Raw genomic sequence first — 21,330 nt, 5'->3', positions numbered from 1 at the left:
AACGAATCTTTAGGAGAGCAGGATGAAATTCAGTGAACAATGGCTGCGTGGCTGGGTAAGCCCGCAGGTAGATCGCGACGAGTTGGTTGCTCGTCTGTCGATGGCCGGTCTTGAGGTCGATAGCGTTACGCCGGCCGCCGGTGTTTTCAGTGGTGTGGTGGTGGGCGAGGTGTTGAGCACCGAGCAGCACCCGGATGCCGACAAATTGCGTGTGTGCCAGGTCAGCAACGGCTCGGAAACCTTTCAGGTCGTGTGCGGAGCGCCTAACGTGCGCCCGGGCCTGAAGATCCCGTTCGCCATGATTGGTGCCCAGTTGCCGGGCGACTTCAAGATCAAGAAGGCCAAGCTGCGTGGCGTTGAATCCAACGGCATGCTGTGCTCCCAGGCCGAGCTGCAAGTAGGTGAGGGCAATGATGGCCTGATGGAGCTGCCGGCCGACGCGCCAGTGGGTCAGGACATTCGTGCTTACCTGGAACTGGAAGACGCCAGCATCGAGGTCGACCTGACCCCCAACCGCGGCGACTGCCTGTCCCTGGCTGGCCTGGCCCGTGAAGTGGGCGCGCTGTACAACGCACCTGTCACTCGTCCAGTGGTCGCTGCCGTACCGGCGGTACACGACGAAGTGCGCTCGATTGAGGTGCTGGCACCAAACGCCTGCCCGCGTTACCTGGGGCGTGTGATCCGTAACGTGGACCTGTCCAAGCCAACCCCGCTGTGGATGGTCGAGCGCCTGCGTCGTGCCGATGTACGCAGCATCGACGCCGCCGTCGACATCACCAACTACGTGATGCTGGAACTCGGCCAGCCGTTGCATGCGTTTGATCTTGCCGAAATCAATGGCGGCATCCGCGTGCGTATGGCCGAAGAGGGTGAAAAACTGGTGCTGCTCGATGGCCAGGAAGTCAGCCTGCGTGCCGACACTCTGGTCATCGCCGACCACGCTCGCGCCCTGGCAATTGCCGGCGTGATGGGTGGTGAGCACAGCGGTGTATCCGCGACCACCCGTGACGTATTCCTTGAAAGCGCGTTCTTCGACCAGATCGCGATCGCTGGCAAGGCTCGTTCCTACGGCCTGCACACCGATGCGTCGCACCGCTACGAGCGTGGTGTGGACTGGAAGCTCGCCCGTGAAGCCATGGAGCGCGCCACCGGCCTGCTGCTGGAAATCACCGGTGGCGAAGCCGGCCCGATCACCGAAACCGTCAGCGAACAGTACCTGCCGTCGATTGCGCCGATCACCCTGCGTGCCAAAAGCGTTGAGCAAATGCTCGGCCTAGTCATCGAACCGGCTGAAATCGAGCAACTGCTGTCCGCGCTCGGCCTGGGTATTTCCGCGGGCGGGGAAGGGCAGTGGCAAGTTGCAGTACCTAGCCATCGCTTCGACATCAGCCTGGAAGTCGACCTGATCGAAGAGCTGGCGCGCCTGTACGGTTACAACCGTCTGCCGGTTCGCTATCCGCAAGCACGCCTGGCACCGCAACCCAAGGCCGAAGCGCGTGCGCACCTGCCTGAACTGCGTCGCCTGCTGGTTGCCCGTGGTTACCAGGAAGCCGTGACGTATAGCTTCATTGATCCAAAGCAGTTCGAACTGTTCAACCCTGGCGTTGAGCCGTTGCTGCTGGCCAACCCGATCTCCAACGATATGGCTGCCATGCGTTCGTCGCTGTGGCCGGGCCTGGTGAAGGCGCTTTCCCACAACCTGAACCGCCAGCAAGACCGCGTGCGTCTGTTCGAAAGCGGCTTGCGTTTCGTCGGCCAGCTTGATGGCTTGAAGCAAGAGCCGATGCTGGCGGGCGTCGTTTGCGGCAGCCGTCTGCCAGAAGGCTGGGCGCAAGGCCGTGAGGTCGTGGACTTCTTCGACGTCAAGGCAGACGTGGAAGCGGTGCTCGGCTTTGCCGGTGCGTTGGACGCCTTTACGTTCGTGCCGGGTAGCCACCCAGCCTTGCATCCAGGCCAGACTGCACGTATCGAGCGTGAAGGTCGCTTGGTAGGCTTCGTGGGCGCCATTCACCCAGAACTGTCGAAAACCTTGGGGCTGGACCGTCCAGTCTTTGTGTTTGAGCTAGTCTTGGCTGAAGTTGCGTCGGGCAAGATGCCTAAATTCAGCGAGTTGTCGCGCTTCCCTGAAGTGCGTCGCGACCTGGCCCTGATTGCCGACCGTGAAGTCGCTGCCACTGCAGTTCTGGATGTAATCCGTGAAAATGCAGGGGAATGGCTGACAGACCTCAGGCTATTTGACGTCTATCAGGGTAAAGGCATTGATCCGCATAGAAAAAGCCTTGCAGTTGGCTTGACCTGGCAGCATCCATCGCGCACTCTTAATGACGATGAGGTGAATACCACGACGCAAAATATCCTCACCTCGCTCGAACAAAGGTTGAACGCCACGTTAAGGAAGTGACGTATGGGGGCTTTGACGAAAGCTGAGATGGCGGAACGTCTGTACGAAGAGTTGGGTCTGAACAAGCGCGAGGCCAAGGAATTGGTTGAGCTGTTTTTTGAAGAGATCAGACACGCTCTGGAAGACAACGAACAGGTCAAATTGTCCGGTTTCGGCAATTTTGACCTGCGAGACAAACGCCAGCGGCCTGGCCGCAATCCAAAAACGGGAGAAGAAATCCCGATCACGGCTCGCCGTGTGGTCACCTTTCGTCCAGGGCAGAAGTTGAAGGCCCGAGTTGAGGCTTATGCTGGAACCAAGTCATAACGACGAGCTACCCGTCATCCCAGGCAAACGCTACTTCACCATTGGTGAAGTCAGCGAGCTGTGTGCGGTAAAACCGCACGTGCTGCGCTATTGGGAGCAGGAGTTTCCTCAACTCAACCCCGTCAAACGCACCGGGAACCGTCGGTATTATCAGCGCCAGGACGTGCTGATGATCCGACAGATCCGCGCGTTGCTGTACGACCAGGGGTTCACCATCAGCGGCGCACGCCAGCGTATGTCCGGTGATGAAGCCAAAGACGACACCACCCAATACAAGCAACTGATCCGCCAGATGATCTCCGAATTGGAAGATGTACTGGTGGTGCTGAAAAAATGATTCAAGCTTTAAAAATACTTCCACATTTCAAAAGCTTGCGGTATATTCCTGTTCGCTTCGTTAAGAAGCGAACCCAGTAACACGCCTAGTCGGGGCGTAGCGCAGTCCGGTAGCGCACTAGCATGGGGTGCTAGGGGTCGAGTGTTCGAATCACTCCGTCCCGACCATATCTTTCAATGACTTAGCCCAATCTTCACCGGTTGGGCTTTTTCATCTCTGAAAAAATACTCCCACATTTACTCCCACGGATATCTTGGATCTCGGTAGCTATGCCATCTGAGAGGCGTTCGAGTCTTGTGTCCCCCGGACAGCCCCTACCGGTGCAAGAACCTGAAGAAGCGAAGACGTTCGTTAATGAGTTGCCGATCTGGACAGTCCGCGAGGCAAGCTTCGGGCGATGGCTGTAGGTAACGCGGAGCTCTCTGTTGCTGGTGAAGTGATCCGGGCATTCGCTCAGACTTCGGTAGAGTCATCGAATATCACATGATTCCAGCGGCGGAGGTTCGTGTCGATGGGTGTTATGAACTTCCTGGTGATGGAGACATAGGGCCGATCAGCGCAGTAACCTGATTGTTAAAGCTATCGATGCCGTGCTTGGGTGGTTGCGGTTGACGCTGAGCCGCGCCGCAAAGCGTGGTGAACCCGAACCCTGTAAATACAGTCAAGGTCGTTCTCTCCAAAGAACATTTTGACTAGGCTCTAGAACGGTGGTTCTAGCCTTGAAAAAACTAATTGTGCCCCCAGTTTTGCCCCCATTCGCACCGAGTGTGCGAGTGATCGCGAATGGCGATCTCCGACGGACTCCAGTATGGCAGTGGCTGGTATTCAGTGCGCCTCCGCATACTGGATGAGCAACCTTTATCTGGCAAATCCTTGGTCGTTCCGAAGAGGATATGGGTAATGAGTCGATATCCTTAAGTGGAGTTATCGGGTCTGTCTCTCTGCACCTATCCTGAAATTGACTCGCGAGATGCTCGTGCTCTGCGTGATGTTGCCAGGGCTCTGGTCGCTAGGGGCATTTGATCCGCGTGTCCATCGACAGCTGGAGAGTAATGAGCGTAATGCTAGGCGCCTGGTCACGGAAAACACCTAAGAAGCGGTTATTCTGCGTTGAAAGTGGTACGCAAAGTTGAACATAGTGTTTCTGGTCGTGGGTCTCGATAGCCAGGTTGGACCCAAAACCTCCCGCTTCAATTGGCCGCCAAGTCGGCTGACAACGAGGGCGCTCAGGTTGAGATATATAGGGGGCGCCTTACCTTCGCTATTCCTGGCCAGTTAAGCCGTTGGGCCAGGTCGCTGATCAGTCGTTAGGCAGGTGCAACTGCACTTCCATGGCGTCATGAAGGAGTCTGACGACCTCGATCACGTCGTCGTTTGCCACACGATAGAACACGATATGGCGTGGGTTTTTGACCGTTCCATGGGTTTGTTTGGCCTGCTGGCGTGAATAGATGAGGTGATAGCTGCGAAGGCCCGGTGCAAGCTCATCGCGGTCGTGGCTGCCAATGCGATAAGGCGTGTCGGCAAGCGCTTGCAGCGCTGCGAGGATCAGCGCCTGGTAGCGCTGGCGTGCTTGATCGCCGAACTGCGTCTGGGAGAGCCTGAGGATGTCGACAATGTCGGCGCGCGCCGGGTTGGAAATCCGATACTGCGGCATGCTCAGTGTTTCTCTCTCGCGGGGAGGGTTGCCTCCAAGCTCAAGCCCTCGAGGTAGTGCTCCAGATCCCCTTCGTTCACCTGAGTAAAGCGCCCGTGGTCAAGATCCATGATGCCGATCGAGCTAGCCTGACGCAGGGCCTCAATTTTGGCGGTGTCTTCGGCGACGCGCTGCTCCAATAAACGCAAGCCTTCTCGCATCACTTCGCTGGCATTCTGATAACGGCCGGACTGCACCAGGTCATGGATAACCTGTTCCTGGTGAGGGGTGAGCACAACGTTTCGCGTCGCCATAACTAGCTCCAGTTCCATGCAAACAGGTACTTTTGATTGTTGGCATATTATGCCATTTTCGCTCTGGAGAATAGCTTGGGGCCGACATCCGGCGATCAGGTGATGGCTGGCTCGGCGCCAATCAGCAAGGTTCAAGGTGATCCTGCGCCGCTGCCTGCCTGGAAGTGTCCGGATGGCCGTGGAAATCAACAATCGCATTGAACGATCTGTGGGACACTGCTTTCGCACGTCTGCACGCCAGTAATGCGAGGCTAGCCTCGAGGGTTACTACCCTATTTGGCTATAGGTATCCGCCTAGGAATGGATTGCCCTCTCCCAAGGCTCTCGGCCGCTTGAAAAGTCCGCCACGTGTAGTCGAGCGCATCGCCAACAGCTATGGGAGTACGGCTGTGAAAGTGATAACGAAGATTCCGGTTTACGTAAGAGCTGCGTGGATGACCAATACATCACTGCTACAGGTGTTTTCTATAGTTTCATGACCCATGGTCTGGGGAGAGTATTGGGCTTGGCGTCAGGGATTTCGGTAACCGTAACCTACATCGTTTTCGAGGTCGCACGGGTTAGAATTTTCGACTTCTTCGCAACATCGGATTATCTGACCCGGCCAGCTCGAATGTCTTCAATCAACTGCAACTGAGAGTCGTATTCGCCACGTTTTTTATCCGAGAAGCCGGAGCGGAAGGGCGCGAGCGAGGCCATCTCCTTGTCAGCGCCCTTTAAATCTCCACAGTAAGCCAGGATCACGGCGTAGAAGCTTCTGGCACTGGTGAGTTCGCCCAGCAGTTGGGCCTGCGTGATGAGAGGGATGATGTTAGAACCCACCATTTCCCGGGCTGCCTCAAAGTCACGCATATCCAACATGTCCTGAGCAGCATCGAGCCCCGTCCTGATTACGGAACTGAATGCTTGGATGCAGCAGAAAAATTTGAAAGCGAAGAGGCGAAACGTTACCGGGTTAACTCGACGCAGCCTCATCAACATGGACTTGACTTCGTAGGCACTTGCGAGGTGGTTCACGGCCTCCAAATCAGCAGATGATTCACTCAAGAAAGCTGAGACATCCGCCATTGCCCGGCCCAGAATCCACCGTTCGCTGATTTTCAGGACGTCAAGATAGTCCTTAACGGCTTTATCAACATACGTCTCGGCGGCCCGATACTCATGTACTCGCCACAGTGCGACGGCAGCGTTGTAGTGGAACGGCGGGATGCGTTCTGGAGTGAGCCCCGGCAGTCCGCTTATAAGTTTGATTGCCAGGTGGACACCGGGCGCGTCCCCCTGCATTCCCAGCCAATCCATCTGTTTGAGGTGGTAGGAGATGACTGCACGTCCGGAGAGCGTGTTGTCACGAACCAATTGAGCCATCAGTGCGAGGTGTTCTGGCTTGTCACGCTCCTCTTCCGATTGATGGAGGAGGAAAAACAGAGAGTCGACGGCCCAGTACCGGGTCTCGGGATCAAAGTCTGGTGCGGTGGAGGCGGCCTCCAAGTAGTCGATGAGCATGGTTCCAAGTCCGGTTTCCTTGAACATCTCTTCGCCGGCCAACTCGATCAGGAACTCGTGTTCCTCCAGATCCAGCAAGGCACGGACAAGAAGTCTCAGTCGGTGGTAGCTGCGCGCCTGCTGCAACGAAGTCAACAGGAGGTCTTTGAGCAACCTTTTCGTCGCGAGCAGGTGTTCTTCGTCTACGGCGTGCGATTGGCTGGCCCCAATCAGTCGCATGGCATCGTGGAGTTTGATCTCGCGGTTACCTTGAACCTCCAGAACTCCGAGTGCACGCAGTGTCCGCACTGCCGTATTGACTGCAGCGGTTGGCAACGTGGCGTAGCACTGCATCAAGCTCTGCAGTTCGTCCTGGGTGATGGCGACATCCACCATGCTCAACAGCATGACGATTCGCTGGCAGGGTTGTGCGAGCCCCTGGTACACCTTGGTCAGGATGAGTTCCTGAACAGTTGTTTCCATGGTGGCCTGCTGCTCAAGTGCCGCACAAAGCTGGGCCAGGTCGCCTGCGTAAGCCTGGGCCGCGAGCCGGGCTGCGCTTTGCAGATAAAGTGGCATTCCAGCCGTTATGGAGCGCACCTTCTCCAGAGCGTTGACGTCACCTCTGGCGCCCAAGCGAGACGTTTCTGCTGCAACAGAATCGAGGCTCCACCCCTGGAGTATCTCTCGTCGCAAGCCACACAGTTGCTCCAGTTCCTGGATCGATCCCAGCGGCTGACACAGCAGAATGAAGCGCATGTGTGGGGTGCATCCGAAAACCGCCTGCAGGTCTGCGGCAGGGATCTCATGAGCGTTATCGATCACCACCAATGGCTGCATGCCTTGGTGGGAAATTGCACTCCACTTGACCACCCGTTTGCATTCGACTTGACCAGTCGTTTGCATCGGACGTGACCAGGCATTTGCATTGGACTTGACCACCCGCCTAGCGGGTCATGGGAAGGCTACAGCAGTGCTACGGGTGGCACTACCTGGGGCGTGCCATCAATGATGCACATCCATCCCCAAGTCCTGAGCGCCGACGTCTTCTTAAACTCCTCGACCAAATCGCCCGCGATTTCCCCGATGTCTTCCCGCAACTCGAACTGCGGGCGCATTGCGTGCAGAACGTCAATTCCCATATCCCCAGCAAGCAGCTTGCACATCAGCCTGGTCCGAAGCTTCCAAGGCAAGGTTTTTCCGCGTCTTTCCGGATGCTGGTAAACCATAGTGTTTAAATGTGCTGACGCGTGGATGTAGTCAGCGCTGCTCATCCAGATCTGCAAGTGCGCAGGCACGCCAAGAGGTAAGACGTTGAGCACTAGCCAATCGATTAGGCCAATGGCAACACCGCGCGCCTGAAGCTCCATCGCCAGCATAAGAAGTACTTTGTGTAGGGAGTTTGCTGCTTTTATAGCAAGAGATTTTCGACCCAGTTGATCTGCTTCGACCACTATCGCGATCAGCGCTGCGAGGGTATCCAGGCTTGCCCTGCGTTCGAGTTTTTCGAGTAGAACTTGAGTGGTTGGTTCGCGCTGAACACTGTCCCAAATCATGTTGCTGGTGTTGCGGTAAAGCACCAGCTGGACTTCGGTGTTTAGCGTACGGAAGTAACTGTCGAAGTTGATCTTCTGTTGCCGAGAGATCAGCTTCATCAACGTCCATATAGGATGGTTCAGGTCGCGGGAGGATCCAGGTGCTAGCATTTCCACCCTGCTCAAGGTCTTGGCCTTGGGCGAGATCATTTTCTGTTCGTATCTAGACCACTTGCTTCGGTAATGCCGGATCGTGCCATTCGTGTTTCTTCGAAACGACTCTTTTTCGAAGTACAGCTCAAGGGCATAGGCAGTTTTGAGGCCTGTCCGCTGCCTTAGGCCTTCGAACCAATAGCCCACTGCGAGCATTTCCACAGTGCTGCTCCGGGGGCTGTAATTTTCCGGAATTAGTTCGCGCAAGCTCTCTGCGAACTCCGAATAAATGTTTGCAATTCTCTTAAAATCAGACACTTAAAAATCCCTGATTGATCTTTGTACCGTAAAAAATGTAGAAGTCTTACGGCTGGAGCGCAAGGGGGCGGTTTATTACTATTAACTGTGACCAAACCGGACATTAAGTGCGATGCGCAAGCCCCTTGAAATCCACAATCTGGCATCCGAATTAGAGCTTGATCTCAAAGATCGATATGGCCTGATGGTGGGTGGCAGCGCGCTGTGGAGAGAGTTGGGATACGCGTCCTATGACGCGTTTCGAAAAGCCAAACAGCGGGGGACTATCGAAGTGCCCCTGTTTGAGGTGCCCAATCGTCGGGGCTTCTTTGCCCTGTACAAAGAAGTCGCATGCTGGATTGCCACGCAGCGCTGCGCACGGCAGCAGGCCATATGAACTAGGTATAAGGAGTACCGCAATGAGGCCAGGCTAGGAGTTAGCCGGTGGATTTGGAGCACAAAAAAGCCCAGGGGTGGAGCCCTAGGCTTTTTTGATGGTGTTAGGTTTTGAGCCCTATACACCTTCATTCTGTGTTCCCTCGCGTTCGGCGTCAAGCCGACCACCTTCCGTTTGTCTGCAATTTTCACACGGCGCGACTTGTGAGGCATTCACACGCCTGTCGCGAGGAGAACACATGAGGCTGCCAATAGTTACACAGCGCGAGGTGCTACGACTCGCGAGCGACCCAAGGCTGTCGAATAGGGCGATTGGTTTATTAGCCAAAGTGTCCCACAACACTGTTCGCACTATTCGCGATCAGTTGGCCCAGTGCGGGCAAAGTTGGGAAGAGCTGAAGCACCTTGATGACAAAGCGCTCGCGGAGCGTCTGCGGACTCAGCCGAGAACCTCACCTCAAAGGAAAGCCTACCCGTCATGGCCCGCCGTCCACGAACAGCTAAAACTTCCTGACATCACCTTGGAGCTTCTATGGCAAGAGTTTCGTACGAGCGAGCCAGAAAGCGTGTCATATGCTCAATTCACGCGGCTCTATCGAGAGTGGGTCAATATGCGAAAACTGAGCATGCGACAGATTCACCTCCCCGGAGACAAGTGCTTCGTGGACTTTTGTGGCAGGACAATGCCTGTGACAAACCCGGACACGGGAGCGATCAGCCAAGCCCAAGTATTCGTGGCAACACTAGGCGCCTCGGGCTACATTTTTGCCACCGCGGTGAACAGTCAAACGACCCCAGACTGGCTCAAATGCAACGTTCTGGCCCTGGAGTTCTTCGACGGGGTTCCCCGGTTCGTTGTTCCTGATAATTTGAAGTCAGCAGTGACTAAAAACACGAGAGATGTGGTGACCTTAAATCGTGCCTACGCCGAGTTTTCTGAGCACTACGGATTTCAAATTTACCCCGCCAGACCGCGCAAACCGAAAGACAAGTCGCTAGGTGAAATTGCCGTTCAACTGGTACAGAGGTTCGTTCTCGCAAGGCTGAGAGCGAGCACTTTCTTTTCCCTAGAAGAGCTCAACGAGAAAATCAGCTACTGGGTCGATGAGCTAAACAGTCGAATCACACGGACGTACCCAAAGAGCAGAACCAGCCGCTTCCTTGAGCTTGATTATCCAGCCCTCAAGCCTCTCCCAGAAAAGCGCTACAGCTACAGTCAGTGGGTGTATCAGGTTCGGGTAGGTAGCGATTACCACGTTGCATTTGAGGAGCACAGCTACTCCGTCCCTTATCACTTTGCGAATCTTCTTGTCGATTTGCGCGTGCGAGACGACTGGCTCGAAATCCTTCATCAGCGCCGTGTCATCGGATCGCACAAGCTGAATCGCCAGCGCGGCACTAGCACTCTCAAAGAGCACTTGGCCCCGAATCACAGCCATTTCCAAGACTCCCAGCCGGAAACGCTGATTGTATGGGCTGAGACTATTGGGCCGGAAACGCTCCGTTTCGTGAAGGACAACCTCAACCTGCGGAAAGATTTCGCGACCGGTTTGAAGGCCGTTATTGGCCTGAAACGCGACGTTCGCAAGGGGGCGATCACGCCGTCACGCCTTGAATCCGCGTGCGGCTATGCCAATAGCTTGAACATCCTGAGTTCTGAGCGGCTACGGTCGATCCTTCGGAACGAATCTGACCTGCGTCCTAACTACCAAAGATCCGCCCCCTTGGTCGAACACGCCAACATTCGCGGTGCTGAATACTACGCCTCACAAGGAGATGAGCCGCAATGAAGTCAATCCTAGATACTGCCCAAAACCTCATGACTCTTGGTCTGCACGGGATGGCCGTGGCCTACGAGCGACAGCTTGAAACACCTGCGCTGCTGAAAGAACCATTCGATACAAGGCTTGGTTTAATGATGGACGCCGAAAATAGCGAGCGTGAGAGCAGAAAGGTTGGACGCTTGCTAAAGGCCGCGAGGCTTCGTGAGAATGAAGCCACAATGGACAGCATTGAATTTAAGGCGTCCCGAGGCATAGACCGGAATACTGTCATGTCCCTCGGGGAGTGCGAATGGTTGGCGCGACGTCAGAATGTGATCATCACAGGCGCTACGGGTACTGGCAAAACTTGGCTCGCTTGCGCACTCGGAAACCAGGCCTGCCGCCTTGGACGAGCGACGCTGTACCGCACTGCCACGAAGCTTTTTGAGGAGATCTCACTGTCTTACGCTGACCACACCATTCCCAAGCTGCGTCGGCAATTGATACGCGCAGAATTATTGATCATCGACGATTTGGGCATCGGTGGCATTGACTCCCAACTCGGACCATTCCTCCTGGATGTTATCGATCAGCAGTCACAGAACGGGTCATTGCTGATCACAAGTCAGTACCCTAAAGAAAAATGGTATGACCTGTTCTCTGACCCCACGATTGCCGACGCAATTCTTGACCGTATCGTTCACAAGTCCCACATCATCGAACTGAAGGGCGAATCAATGCGAAGGATCAAAAGTCGCAAACGGGCGTAAGAGCATCCGGCATGCATCTATGGTGGTCAATACGAATGCAATTGGTCAAGTCGAATGCAAACAGGTGGTCAAGTGCAATGCAACCACCTGTTTTTCAATACCTTTCGCCATATCGGAATTCGGCCATTTGCTATGCCCATTTTGGATCGTCGTCCTTTATCCGACATGTTCAGAATGGATCTGGGCCACCCTCAACACCCGTAAAAGTGATTTCAGGGGGTTCCCCCTCCCGCTGCCACCCGAATTGATAAAGCAGCCATTGGTAGGCGCCTTCCTGGCGGTCAGCCACGAGCAAAAGCGTCCATCCGACTCGGAGTAGTAGATTCGCGTTTTCTTCACTACGGGTACTGGTCAATTTAGTCGTCTTGTCGATGCTCATCTAGCAACCTCATGCTGAGACCATTGATGAAAGATAGCCTTGAGCCCGCCTGACCACATCTGAACGGTTCGGGTTACGCTAATTGAGGTGGCGCAAGCAAGGTCCGTCCACTCACTCTCTTCATCCAATAATGACCGCCAGAAATCGGCTAGAAGCGGAGGCTTGCCTGCTGTCGGTTTTGAGGCCTAGAACAGCAGCGAAATGTATGGATGCCGCTAAAACGAGCGCCGCATATTGGATAAGTTCTTCATCAGTGCGCATGCCAGGCCAATGTGAGGCAGCATCGCTATATGGACATGATGATAGCGAAACGATACCGTCGATGGAGGAAAATCATTTAATTTGGAGCATAGATATGGATGTCTTAGATATTAAATTAGAGAATTGCTATGGAATTCAAAAACTTGATGCCAAGTTTGATTTCAAAGGGACTCAGAAAACACCAGATGGCTCAGCCTTCTCGATCTATGCGCCGAACGGCTTCATGAAGACGTCGCTTGCGCGGACATTTCTGGACTTCCAAGAAGGACGTGACAGCCAAGACCTGATTTTCCCGACACGTACAACCATCCGCGCAATCACAGCCGAACCTGCTGCCTCGATCACCCCCGACTCCGTGTTTGTCATCAAACCCTATGTAGAGCGTTATTCCGGCTCTGGAACCTCGACATTACTAGTAAACCCCAAACTGAGGGGAGAATACGAAGAGGCGGTGAGAAATATCGAGTCAACTCAAGAAGACCTGCTGAAGACGTTGAAGGAAGCTTCAGGGTGGCCAGGTAAAGCGTCTCCCGTCTCCGAAATAAAAGAAGTCTTCAAATTTACGAATCCGTATGAATTTTTCGCAGAACTAGCAGGTAAACTTGACGGCGATACTAGATTCAATGATTTGTCCTATATAGAAATTTTCAACGACAAAACGATATCTGCGTTTAAGGCCGGCACGCTCCATCAACAGCTTCAAGAGTACATGTCTAAATATCAAGAGTTGGTGGAAGGCTCTCCTCTCCTCAGCAAGAAGTTCAACCATGCCGGGGCCAGTGATGTCTCTAAAAATCTTCAAACAAACGGTTTCTTTGAAGCTAACCACACCCTAAATATTTCTAATGGAGGGGTAAGGACTGAAGTTTCTTCTGCCAAGGAGCTGGAGGGGTTAGTTCAGGCAGAAAAGCAACGCATCTTGGGCGACAAAGAGTTATCTGCGAGGTTCGATGCGGTTGATAAACAGCTGCAAAAAAATGCTGAGCTAAAAAAGTTTAGGGAGTATTTGACACTCCATCCGGAAATACTCCCTGAACTTGGTGATTTTGAAAAATTCAGAAAGAAGCTGTGGTTCAGCTACTTCAACGTAGCTCAATCAGCTATGAAAATTTTCGCCATGGCATATGCTTCAGCAAAGGACGTAATTGCGCACACGGCAAAGCAGGCCCAGGAAGAAAAAACCAAATGGGCTGCCGTTGTCACTCAGTTCAACGAACGGTTTTATGTTCCGTTCAAGCTGGTTGTTCAGAATCAACAAGACGTAATTCTCAAAGGCGAAAGCCCAAAAGTCACCTTTGAATTTCATGATGGCCAAGAAACCTGTGGTGTCGAAGAGGAAAAGCTGCTTCAGGTTCTCAGCCAAGGAGAGAGGCGGGCACTTTACATATTGAATGTCCTTTTCGAAGTACAGGCACGCCGAGAATCGAACCAGACTACCCTGTTTGTCGTTGATGATATCGCGGACTCATTCGACTACAAAAACAAATACGCCATAATTGAGTACTTTAATGAAATTTCCAAGGTCAAGTTTTTTAGACTGCTATTTCTAACTCATAATTTTGACTTTCACCGAACAATTAGCAGCCGTCTCAATATTGCTAGAGAGCGAAGATTCTTTGCGAGAAAAGATCAGCACGCGCTAACATTTGTACCGGAAAAATATCAGAATAATCCATTTATTATTTGGAAGAAGGGACTAGCCAAGAACCCAGCTTTTCTAGTAGCGAGCATTCCTTTTGTGCGAAATCTAGCTGAGTACTGCCACGGGACTACTAGCCAGCACTACCTGAGGCTGACATCCCTTCTACACATAAAAGCAGATAGCAAGGCTCTTACAATAGCGGATCTTGAGTCAACGGTTAAGGCCACGCTATCGGACCAGGCAGCATTATCTCTTCCAAATTCCACATATAGCGCCCTTCAACTAATATACGATCAAGCGGAAGCACTCGCCGCCAATGCTGCGGACGATGTCGAACTAGAATCTAAGGTGATTTTATCCATTGCCATCAGGCTAAAGGCCGAAGAATATATGATTAATAAAATAAATGATACCGCCTTCGTATCGGCTATCAGCAGGAATCAAACATTCGAGTTGTTCAACAAATTTTCATCAAGTCTATCATTCGGTAATGATGAAATCATGGTGCTCTCGCAGGTGAATCTGATGACTCCTGAAAACATCCATCTCAACTCTTTCATGTATGAGCCTATATTGGATATGTCAGCACTTCATCTTTATGATCTGTACGAAAAGATCAAAGCTCTGTCGTGAAAGCTAGCTATAGCTACGGTATGGAGTTTGTTGCTGTGGCGTTCGCTGGATAAATGCACTAACCTGCCCCGCCCAATTTACGTTAGATAACAAGTTGCTTAAATCCGGCATGGTCGGTCATCACATCGAATTTAACCAGCACACCGATTGTGTGATGACTAGCTGCGAGTCCTGGCAACGCAGATGGCGAAAGGCAGAAAGCGGCCGATAGAGGTGATTGAATCGTGCCTATATAAGACGAGGACAACACACGGTAGCTGAGCCGGGTTTTAAGTAGGGACGTGGTTTCGGCATTATTTCTGTGGGATTCTCCGACCCTAAACGTTTTCACACAGCTTGGACCCATACCAGACGGTCGGGAAGCTGAGACCATGCAAGAGACGGCTCGCAATTTGTGAACGAAGGGCGACGCGCCTGTTCCGCGGAGCTGGCGCTGGCCTAGCGATCAAGGAGAGGGGTAAAAAGGTCTCGAAGGGCGCGGTCGTCAAACTTTTCCCCGTCCCGCTTACTCGATGACGGGATACTCGGAGAGGAGGCGCGACTGCTTCGGTCTTCAATCTCGCCTATGCGATCCTCGATGGCTGAGACGGCGCTATTCAACTTAGCGTCCGGCACACCAAAACGTGGCGCGAACTTTTTCAAGGCATCGATCCGGTCCGATAGCGAGGACTCGCTATCATCCTCGCGAATGCGACTAGTGTTATCCTCGAACTCTTCGAGCACAGCCGTCTGCAAAGCATAGGTAATGCTGTCGGGCAGCCCATTCGCAGCGTCCACTGCATCCACAAGGGTGGAGAGCATGTCACTTGAACTCCACCGTATAGTGTCGGTAAGGGCCTTTTCGATGAGTTCTAGGAATTCGGCTTCATAAATGAACGGCCGGCCATAACCCCTGCCGTCCCGCAGGGAAAAGAACTCGATCAGAGCCTCCCCGTCTGACCATGCACTGAAGCCCTGCTGTGGATTTCGCGCGATCTTGATAATGCTGTCGGCAAACCGCCCGTCGTCAGTGATCTCCCACCAATCCATCAGCATCCGGAGCCGCCTGGAGTTTGCGGCATCATTGTATTCGAGTGAGCGGGCGTCACCGGCTCGGGGACGCCAGTGCGGGCGCTCTTCGATCATCTCGACCATATCAGCGCAGGCTCTGGCGATCTTCGCCTGGTCGGACTCGCTAAGCCCAGACGGATGCACGAAGTCCCAAAGGCTCGACAGCCAGTCGATTGAGCCCGCCGTAGGGACAAGGCGAATAAGGAGATCTGTGTCCAACAGGTAGGTTGAGAGATAGTCTTTGAGCGAAGGATTGAGAAAAGAAACCGTTGGCACGTCGATGTTGACGACATTGACGAAGCTACCTTCCATAATACGAAGGGCTTCTTCGAAATCTTTAGGACCGTGTGCCAGACCGTAGGCCGTGCTCATCGAGGTATGCAGAATATCGAAAGATGAGCGAAGAGTCGTGATTGAAATCCCGTATTCTGATAGGAAAAACATCGCCATCAGGAGATGCCTGCACCGGTGATCAATGTGCGTTCGGAAAGCGGTGTCCCAAATCTGGCTTGGATTGTTCAGGGCGCCGATAAAGGCAGCGGGATAGTTGGCGGGTTCAATGTCACCAACGCGAAATGCATCGGTCATTGCTTCGATGACACGTGGGTTATAGTTCTTGTGATCAACGATTTCCGGGAGCTTCTTACTCTCTAATAGCGCCAGGATATGCGACTGAGGCGTCTCTGACACGAAAAGATGATTGTAGAGAATCCGCGCTTTGATTCGACGAGTGTAAATGCCAACATCGAGTACGTACTTCGTCACATCGAGGCGCTGATCACCAAGATGTTCAGAGACTCTACGGGCTTCCTCAAATATATAACCCCTCGTTGTCAGAATGAAACGGGCATTCGGTGAGCGACGTATGCGGCTCATGAAGCGCGCAAGGTCAGAATCTTTATGCGCCAATGCTTGTCGATCAAGGGCGACCTTTCCAAGAAAATCGTCGAAAAGAAATATTTGCTTTTTGCCGTCGTTAATGGCGGCGAAGCCGTCTTCCAAACTACGGATGGGAATAAGCTCCCACTCCTCGCTTAGAAAGGTATAGCAAAGCATCTCGGCCAGTGTGGTTTTGCCGACTCCCGGCGGCCCGGATATGATGAGAAGCCGATGCTTTTCAAGCGTAGCCAGTGATTCGTCGAAGCTTGGGTTTGATGCGTAGACACGAACCTTTTGTTCGATGTCTTCACGTGTTAGCGCTGCAAAGGTATGGGCCGCCGCATGTACGACCCGCTCCAAAACACCCACGCCCGAGAGCCATAGTTTGATGTGTGACTTGAGGATGTCTGGGTACTTCCGGAGAAGACCATTGAGGTCCTCCGGACCAAAAATATCTGCCTCAGATTTCAGACTTGGTCCTATGAGTGGAGAGAGCCTACTTTTGCCAAGCGGAGTAAACCTACTGGAGGTCGCGAGGATGTAACGGGTGGGAGCCAGCCTATCGATTGAAGAACGCTCGCGCTTCATGGCCGCCGTTAATTTGCTGAACGGCGAACCTTCATAATGCTTCGCCTGGAGAACAACGTTTCCGCAGGCGTGCGCGTGCCGACCGTCAATACCACCATCTGGGCCTGCGCAGAATGCCTCAAAGCGAAGCCCTTCTTCTTTTCCGATGAGGTCCCGGACGAGATCCTCAAAGTCCGCCGATGAGAGATTTCTGAAGTCATAGCTCATGCTGCATTTTACTCCAATCCGCGCCAAGGTCAGGTCGCTAATACTCGTCTGACAGAAGATCATCCACAGGTACCTTTGCCGTCGAATATAACCGGATGCTATCAGCATGACGCGTGAGTAAGGAGGCGAGGCGGAGTGCCCGGAGGATCGACGATTTCGCGCTGCCATCTGATAGTACAACGATGTTTAAGACAGCAAGCGGTTATTCAACAACGTCAAAACGATTGAATTTCTCTACTGAAAGTCTTAGCCCCGTTACCAGACCCGATCCCTGAAGAGACGGGGAGCGGGGGTAACCCTGAACACTTCTGCGCCAGAGTGGGATGAATATCAGACGCCTACTTTTCTGCTGTAAACACGCGCCTAAAGCTTCAGCAGAATCGACCCAATACAGCCAGTGAAAATTGGCGGTGACCGACCAGCATCGGTCGATCGTGAGGTGGAGCCGAGCCCGTTCGGCTACCCCCCAGACGCAACGCTTAAAGCGAATAAACACTTCACCTGTTTACTCGTATATTTTTCCGCAGTACAAAAAATTAGCGAATTGCCGCCAAGGATTGGAGCCTTGAAGCCCCTGATCGACGCCAAAATTACTGGCTTCGGCCCATGCAATAGCTCCGTCTAGGAAGGCTTCTATCGTCCCGTTTTCCCAGTCACCATTCGATTTGTCTTCCGCCAGGGCGTGGGCAAAAGCCAGAAAGGTATTGGCGTCCTTGACCTGATCCAATTGCTCATGAAGCTCCATGGGTTTCTCCGCTCAAAGTCATAAGTAGCTCGTCGGATTATCCATCGAGCAAATAATGTCCGCTACTGGCCGAGGCTGTGTGAAAACGGTTTTCAGTGCGACAGGTACTCAAAACCGGACTGGAAATCGCGCTTCTACGCGAAATCCACATCTGCTGACGTGCCGATAAATTTCAGATTTAACGTAGACGCGCGCACTTCAATGTAGGCGAAGCGTTTTTACACACTCTGGGCCGATTACTGCCCGTCACGAACGGCAGAAATCGGCCAATAGCTGCCAGTCACAGAAGGTTGCTTACGACCCAAAGCGAACGGTCGCGACAGGGAGAACTTGGCCGAATGACACGGATGGCGGTGGATGCCTGGCGCCAGAAGCAACGTTTTAGTCCGAACATCGTGCTGGAAGCTAACTCGATTGCCATCTTGAACAAGGTACTCAAGCAATGTCGCTTGGCGACTATCCTTCTCGACGCGATAATGCGTGAGCAAGCTGGATTACGTGAGCTTCGGACAATCCTATCGTTGCCTGGTCGCACAGTGGTGCTGTATCGCCGAAACAATGGGTATCACAGCGTGGCCGCTGACGCGTTTGCGAAACTCGTAAGCGTTCTGAGAACCCGCGTGTGCCGTATTGCCTGGGCGAAAATCGTTGGAAGCGGGTCGATTGCATCGCGCCCGCTGTAGCCCAAAAAACACATCTGTTTCGACATATGAATAGCCCTGTCAAAGGGATCAGGTAGTCAGGCCAGGCATTATGCCGCCGGAAATAGCGGGAATCCGGTTCCGGAGAACGCTTCGGTGTCGAGCCAGAGGTACTGAAAGGATCTGCTCTTGAAAACCCAATCGTCTCCCGAGCGTTGCAGCACATCGAACGCAATGCAGTGATTGCGGTAGTACTTCTCGCCTGGGCCGCGTGCAGATTCATGCACGAATGTGCGGGTAGTTGCCTGATCACCGTCGATAACAATCACCCCCGGCAGTGCGAATTGGACGAAGAACTCCTTGCCTGCGCGCAGTTTGTGGAGCAGCGCCACGTTGTTGTCTGCGCCTTTGGAGTACTGGCCGTGAGGGGCTTGACCAATGATGAATTCGCCATCATCTGCCCAAACCGAGTAAAACATTGCGAGGTCTGCGCGAGTCGCGCTGTCGGCGAAACGTGCAATGGTGTTCCGGATGGACGCCTCGTCCATGAATTGCTGCAAGCGAGAAGGTTGGTCTGACATCATCGGCCCTCTAAGCCAGGGTTATATTGGATGCCTCCACTTTCGCGAACATCCGGCCCGACCACATCCTCGATAGTGCTAAAGCCTTGCCTGATCCTACCAACTGTTTTAGTTTGAGAAACCACTGGCCTGTCGCGAGTGCGACCAGGATCGATAGCCATCATGCTGGAACATCTCCTCGCAATAGTGAGCCGACATCGCGGTTGCGCCGATCTATCAAACACTCTTCCCCGACTGACAATCAGATCCACAGATGCTCCGGTTCCTCCGACCCCGGCTCTATTTGCGCCGAAGTTCTATCTGCTGCTGCAAGGCGCCAAGCGGATGAACATTGCCGATAGCACGTTTGACTGCCATCCGGGCACCTGTGCAGTGGCATCGGTCGGGTTACCGTTCGTGAGTGAAGTGGTAGAGGCGAGCCCGGAAAAACCTTATATCAGTGTCGAATTAATGCTCGATGCAGGGATCGTCGCTGGCTTGCTTCTCGATATGAGCAAGTCCACCCAACCGTATCCGCAGGCGGGCGCTATCTCTATCGCCCAAGCCGATAGCAGTTTTGTCGAGCCGTTGGTTCGCTTCATCGGTCTGCTTGACACGCCAGCAGAGGTTAAGGTGCTTGGCTCCCAGTTCGAGCGCGAGTTCTACTACCGCCTATTGTTAAGTCCGCTAGGCTCCAGGCTCTGCCAAATTGGAATGCACAACACCCGGTTCGGACAAATCAAAATCGCGGCAGACTGGATCAGCGCGAACGCCGATAAGCCGATGAGTGTGCATTGGCTTGCCGCTCATGTCGGTATGAGCGTCACGTCGTTCCACCGACATTTCAAGGCGGTTACTGCACATAGTCCGCTCGCTTACCAGCGACAACTTAGGCTACTCGCTGCTCGACGGCTGCTCGCATCCGGAGCATCAAATGTTACAGGTGTCGCATTTGAGACCGGATACGCCAGCCCCTCTCAGTTCAGTCGAGAATACAAGAAGGCTTTCGGCGTAGCGCCGAACCGTGACGCTTTATCACTGCGCCGCTGAGTTGAGCTTTTTCAATCGGATCAGGCTCGAATTGCGCGTGAGCCTCTATGCGTCAGGCGGCTGGAAAGCTTGAAGCGCATTTGAAGTCAATGTGTTTGGGTTGTTGACGAAGGCCCGGCGCAATGCCGGGGTTTTGGCTTTCAGCGCAGTTGCTGTTTGTACTACCCAATGGGGTTCTTAGTCTATGTGATGCGATGGTGGAGGGTCCGCTTCTGGCCGTTTTTTGCCGGTCAAGGCCACTCAGTGCGCTGGTCAAATCCGATGCAAACGACTGGTCAAGCCGAATGCAAATGGGTGGTCAAGTCCATGCAATTACGCACCTTGGGCCTCCAGATGGCGATCAAGAGCGTTCAATGAGTCGATGCCCGAAGCGCCGGTTGCAAAGAGCTCGTTAATCTCATGAGGGCTATCAACAACAGCTCCCGTAATCTCCCTTGTCAGTGACCGAGCGAGAGCCGGGCCTGCGGTTTCGCGGGCGTTGAAGTAAACACAGGGTTCCGGGCTACGTATCGCAGCTTGGGCGCACCATGATGTCTTTCCCGCCCCTGAGAAACCGCAAATGATGCGAATACGTTCGCCATTGATGAGCTCGGGTTCATCAATCTGTGGGAGGTAGTTGGCTTCGAGCGCCGGCAGCCGCTGAAGCTGTGTAAGGATCTGTTCGAAGAGGGCGGGCAGCATTTTTGTGTGAAACGTGTAGCCTCCCAGATCTTCGCGACCGGTAGCAGCGGCTTGCACCTTGCCCGCCAGCTTCCATACCAGTGACTCCGGTACCAGTACCCCATGGGGTACCATTTCTGCCAGTCTCACGCAGTCAGCTACCATGCGTGCCAAATCGGGCTGGCACGCCGGAAGGCAAGCGAGTTCCGTCGGCATCGCCTGGCCCGGATAAATGAAATGAACATCATCCGCCAGTTCCTTGCGCTCGATGCTGGCACTGAGCTTCGGGCCTGGAGGTTGGTTCGAGGCAACCACGAACACAGCTGTGCCGTGGCGCTGGCCCTGAGTATGCTGATCGCGAAGCTGCTGGAAGCGGTCAAAGGCAGTGTTGAGGTCACTAGGCACGAGCGGCTCGACACGCGTTTTGACTTGGACGTAGATGCGAGTGTCAGCGAGAGCGATTTCGACGTCCTCGTCACGCTCGATCACCAAATGCGATACGTCCGAGCCGTTCGCTTTCAGCAGGCAACCGACGGCGAACAGATGTTGATAGAGGAAACCACCATGAACAGCGGCAATACGCTTTTCCTGTGCCTCATCAAGGGTTGGATAATCGACCGACATGGAATTGTCTCTGTTGTTTGT

Annotated in this window: 16 protein-coding genes, 1 tRNA gene and 1 pseudogene; 10 read left to right on the top strand and 8 right to left on the bottom strand. The window is 53.6% G+C overall.

Annotated features, from left to right (window positions below; genetic code table 11):
* The first annotated feature begins 22 nt into the window (after positions 1 to 22).
* The 4 genes from pheT to RHM69_RS10280 all read left to right on the top strand — a co-directional run bounded on the left by pheT (position 23) and on the right by RHM69_RS10280 (position 3,211).
* The gene (pheT, locus tag RHM69_RS10295; protein ID WP_003192485.1) at positions 23 to 2,401 is read left to right on the top strand and encodes a phenylalanine--tRNA ligase subunit beta; all 2,379 of its coding nucleotides are present in this window, start codon (positions 23 to 25) and stop codon (positions 2,399 to 2,401) included.
* A gap of 3 nt (positions 2,402 to 2,404) precedes the next feature.
* The gene (gene ihfA / locus RHM69_RS10290) at positions 2,405 to 2,707 is read left to right on the top strand and encodes an integration host factor subunit alpha (protein WP_002553164.1); all 303 of its coding nucleotides are present in this window, start codon (positions 2,405 to 2,407) and stop codon (positions 2,705 to 2,707) included.
* Positions 2,688 to 3,044 (top strand): MerR family transcriptional regulator, encoded by a 357-nt coding sequence (locus RHM69_RS10285; protein ID WP_003174972.1) that lies wholly within the window; start codon positions 2,688 to 2,690, stop codon positions 3,042 to 3,044. Before ihfA ends, RHM69_RS10285 begins: the two co-directional genes overlap by 20 nt.
* Before the next feature lie 90 nt (positions 3,045 to 3,134).
* A tRNA-Pro gene (locus RHM69_RS10280) sits at positions 3,135 to 3,211 on the top strand.
* Between the two features lie 1,133 nt (positions 3,212 to 4,344).
* Here the strand turns inward: RHM69_RS10280 and RHM69_RS10275 are convergent.
* From RHM69_RS10275 to RHM69_RS10255, 4 genes are all read right to left on the bottom strand, one after another.
* The gene (locus RHM69_RS10275) at positions 4,345 to 4,701 is read right to left on the bottom strand and encodes a type II toxin-antitoxin system RelE/ParE family toxin (RefSeq protein ID WP_069556785.1); all 357 of its coding nucleotides are present in this window, start codon (positions 4,699 to 4,701) and stop codon (positions 4,345 to 4,347) included.
* 2 nt (positions 4,702 to 4,703) lie between these two features.
* The gene (locus tag RHM69_RS10270; protein ID WP_069556786.1) at positions 4,704 to 4,994 is read right to left on the bottom strand and encodes a type II toxin-antitoxin system ParD family antitoxin; all 291 of its coding nucleotides are present in this window, start codon (positions 4,992 to 4,994) and stop codon (positions 4,704 to 4,706) included.
* Positions 4,995 to 5,585: 591 nt separating this feature from the next.
* The gene (locus tag RHM69_RS10260) at positions 5,586 to 7,382 is read right to left on the bottom strand and encodes a hypothetical protein (protein WP_139129443.1); all 1,797 of its coding nucleotides are present in this window, start codon (positions 7,380 to 7,382) and stop codon (positions 5,586 to 5,588) included.
* 59 nt (positions 7,383 to 7,441) lie between these two features.
* Positions 7,442 to 8,482 carry a hypothetical protein gene (locus tag RHM69_RS10255; RefSeq protein WP_069556788.1) on the bottom strand — a complete coding sequence of 347 codons (1,041 nt, stop codon included), beginning with the start codon at positions 8,480 to 8,482 and terminating at the stop codon, positions 7,442 to 7,444.
* A gap of 112 nt (positions 8,483 to 8,594) precedes the next feature.
* On the opposite strand from RHM69_RS10255, the gene RHM69_RS10250 reads away from it, so the two are divergent.
* The 4 genes from RHM69_RS10250 (at position 8,595) to RHM69_RS10235 (ending at position 14,305) form a co-directional block, all read left to right on the top strand.
* Positions 8,595 to 8,858: a hypothetical protein gene (locus RHM69_RS10250; protein WP_069556789.1), complete on the top strand. Its 264-nt coding sequence runs from the start codon at positions 8,595 to 8,597 to the stop codon at positions 8,856 to 8,858.
* 238 nt (positions 8,859 to 9,096) lie between these two features.
* A complete protein-coding gene (gene istA, locus RHM69_RS10245; RefSeq protein ID WP_069556790.1) occupies positions 9,097 to 10,647 on the top strand; it encodes an IS21 family transposase in 1,551 nt (516 codons plus the stop codon).
* Positions 10,644 to 11,390, top strand: coding sequence for an IS21-like element helper ATPase IstB (gene istB, locus RHM69_RS10240; protein WP_069556791.1), 747 nt, complete (start codon positions 10,644 to 10,646; stop codon positions 11,388 to 11,390). Before istA ends, istB begins: the two co-directional genes overlap by 4 nt.
* A 584-nt stretch (positions 11,391 to 11,974) precedes the next feature.
* A complete protein-coding gene (locus RHM69_RS10235; RefSeq protein WP_256557686.1) occupies positions 11,975 to 14,305 on the top strand; it encodes a hypothetical protein in 2,331 nt (776 codons plus the stop codon).
* Positions 14,306 to 14,743: 438 nt separating this feature from the next.
* Here RHM69_RS10235 and RHM69_RS10230 read toward each other — a convergent pair whose 3' ends face one another.
* Together RHM69_RS10230 and RHM69_RS10225 are read right to left on the bottom strand one after the other, a co-directional pair.
* Positions 14,744 to 17,029, bottom strand: a complete 2,286-nt coding sequence (locus RHM69_RS10230) for a restriction endonuclease (protein ID WP_069556843.1) — start codon at positions 17,027 to 17,029, stop codon at positions 14,744 to 14,746.
* Between the two features lie 505 nt (positions 17,030 to 17,534).
* Positions 17,535 to 17,774: a hypothetical protein gene (locus tag RHM69_RS10225; protein WP_069556794.1), complete on the bottom strand. Its 240-nt coding sequence runs from the start codon at positions 17,772 to 17,774 to the stop codon at positions 17,535 to 17,537.
* A gap of 332 nt (positions 17,775 to 18,106) precedes the next feature.
* Between RHM69_RS10225 and RHM69_RS10220 the strand changes: the two are divergent.
* Positions 18,107 to 18,391: pseudogene (locus RHM69_RS10220) on the top strand (LysR substrate-binding domain-containing protein); the annotation flags it as partial.
* 134 nt (positions 18,392 to 18,525) lie between these two features.
* On the opposite strand, the gene RHM69_RS10215 reads toward RHM69_RS10220, so the two are convergent.
* On the bottom strand, positions 18,526 to 18,963 hold the full coding sequence (locus RHM69_RS10215) for a nuclear transport factor 2 family protein (RefSeq protein WP_171905446.1): 438 nt from the start codon (positions 18,961 to 18,963) through the stop codon (positions 18,526 to 18,528).
* A gap of 195 nt (positions 18,964 to 19,158) precedes the next feature.
* Between RHM69_RS10215 and RHM69_RS10210 the strand changes: the two genes are divergently transcribed.
* Positions 19,159 to 20,025, top strand: coding sequence for an AraC family transcriptional regulator (locus tag RHM69_RS10210; protein WP_069556797.1), 867 nt, complete (start codon positions 19,159 to 19,161; stop codon positions 20,023 to 20,025).
* Between the two features lie 312 nt (positions 20,026 to 20,337).
* Here RHM69_RS10210 and RHM69_RS10205 read toward each other — a convergent pair whose 3' ends face one another.
* On the bottom strand, positions 20,338 to 21,309 hold the full coding sequence (locus RHM69_RS10205) for a hypothetical protein (protein ID WP_256557687.1): 972 nt from the start codon (positions 21,307 to 21,309) through the stop codon (positions 20,338 to 20,340).
* Positions 21,310 to 21,330: the final 21 nt, after the last annotated feature.

Origin of the sequence: Pseudomonas sp. CCI1.1, from assembly GCF_034348165.1 — a bacterium.
GTDB classification, from domain to species: Bacteria; Pseudomonadota; Gammaproteobacteria; order Pseudomonadales; family Pseudomonadaceae; genus Aquipseudomonas; species Aquipseudomonas paracarnis.
Note: the sequence above shows the minus strand (reverse complement) of the source record. Positions and strands in the feature narration are given on the sequence as shown.